Here is a 1,755-nt window from a genome sequence, read left to right as displayed (position 1 = left end):
CGCGTGGATCACCCGGGCGCCCTCGGCGCTGCCCTTTGCCGCCGGTGACCCGGCCCCGCAGGCGCTGGATGCCGCCGGGATCGAGGCGGTGGTCGAGGCGTTCGTGGCGGCGGCCCGCCGCGCCGAACGCCTGGGTCTGGAGCTGATCGAGCTGCATGCCGCGCATGGCTACCTGCTGCACCAGTTCCTGTCGCCGCTGAGCAACCAGCGCCAGGACGCGTACGGCGGTTCGCTGGAAAACCGCCTGCGGCTGCTGGTGCAGGTGTTCGACGCGGTGCGCGAGGCGGTGTCGGACAGGATCGCCGTGGGCGTGCGCATTTCGGCCACCGACTGGGTCGAAGGCGGCTGGGACCTGCCGCAGAGCATGGCGCTGGCGCAGGTGCTCGATGCCCGTGGTTGCCAGTTCGTGCACGTCTCCAGCGGCGGTCTGGACCGGCGCCAGCAGATTCCGCTGACGCCGGGTTACCAGGTGCCGTTTGCCGAGGCGATCAAGACGGTGGTGGGCATGCCGGTGATCGCGGTGGGCCAGATCACCGAGCCGCAGCAGGCCGAGCTGATCCTGGAAAAGCGCCAGGCCGATGCGGTGGCGCTGGCCCGCGGCATCCTCTACGACCCGCGCTGGCCGTGGCACGCCGCCGCCGCGCTGGGCGACAAGGTCACCCCGGCGCCGCAGTACGCGCGGTGCGAGCCGGCTTCGGCGCGCGGACTGTTCACCCGCTGAGGGGTGGTTGCAGCTGATATCGACGCGGGACAGCCGGGCGCATCGCCTAGATTTGGGCCGATGCGCCCCGATTACATCCTCACCCTGTCCTGCCCGGACCGTACCGGCATCGTCTACCGCGTGTCCGGCCTGCTGTTCGAGCACGGCTGCAACATCCTCGATTCGCAGCAGTTCGGCGACGAGGAAAGCGGGCTGTTCTTCCTGCGGGTGCATTTCGACCTGGAGCGGGCCGCGGCCATCGCGGAACTGGAAGCGCAGGTGCGCGTACTGGCCGCGGATTTCCGCATGCAGTGGCGGCTGCACGATCCCCGCCGCCGCGCGCGGCTGCTGGTGCTGGTCAGCAAACAGGGGCATTGCCTGAACGATCTGCTGTTCCGCAGCCACAGCCGCCAGTTGCCGGTGGAGATCGCCGCGGTCGCGTCCAATCACGCCGATTTCGCCGCGCTTTCCCGGTCCTGCGGCATACCGTTCCACCACCTGCCGGTCACGGCCGACACCCGCGCGCAGCAGGAGCGGCAGCTGCTGGAGCTGGTCGAGCGCGAGCAGATCGACCTGGTGGTGCTGGCGCGCTACATGCAGATCCTGTCGCCGCGGCTGTGCCAGGCGCTGGCCGGACGCGCGATCAACATCCACCACAGCTTCCTGCCCAGCTTCAAGGGCGCGCAGCCGTACCACCAGGCCCACGCGCGCGGGGTCAAGATCATCGGCGCCACCGCGCACTACGTCACCGGCGAGCTGGACGAAGGCCCGATCATCGAACAGGACGTGGCGCGGGTGGACCATGCGATGACGCCGCGGGATCTGGTGCGGCTGGGCAGCGATACCGAATCCCAGGTGCTGGCCCGGGCCGTGCGCCGGCATGTCGAACACCGCATCCTGCTCAATGGCCATCGCACGGTGGTGTTCCGCTGAGCGCAGGCGGGCGGTCCGGCAGCGGGCAATCGCTGTCGCCGGCACGCGGCGCGCAATCGCCTGGATCAGCCGCTGCGCCGCAGTTGCCGCGGCCCCGGCGCTGCGCTCACCGCCGGTCCCGT

Annotated in this window: 2 protein-coding genes; both read left to right on the top strand. The window is 70.5% G+C overall.

Features of this window, described 5'->3' with window-relative positions; all coding sequences use genetic code 11:
* Nucleotides 1-721 (top strand): tRNA-dihydrouridine synthase (locus QZH66_RS15715; RefSeq protein ID WP_305806834.1); only part of this gene is annotated, 721 nt, incomplete at its 5' end.
* Between the two features lie 60 nt (nt 722-781).
* Complete coding sequence (purU, locus tag QZH66_RS15710; protein ID WP_305806833.1) at nt 782-1,633, top strand: formyltetrahydrofolate deformylase; 852 nt, start codon at nt 782-784, stop codon at nt 1,631-1,633.
* Nucleotides 1,634-1,755: the final 122 nt, after the last annotated feature.

The sequence above is a fragment of the Stenotrophomonas sp. YIM B06876 genome, assembly GCF_030711595.1.
Classification (GTDB): domain Bacteria; phylum Pseudomonadota; class Gammaproteobacteria; order Xanthomonadales; family Xanthomonadaceae; genus Stenotrophomonas.
Note: the sequence above shows the minus strand (reverse complement) of the source record. Positions and strands in the feature narration are given on the sequence as shown.

Coding starts and splice junctions, on each gene's coding strand:
- purU (WP_305806833.1), top strand. CDS start 782: ATGCGCCCCGATTACATCCTCACCCTGTCCTGCCCGGACCGTACCGGC.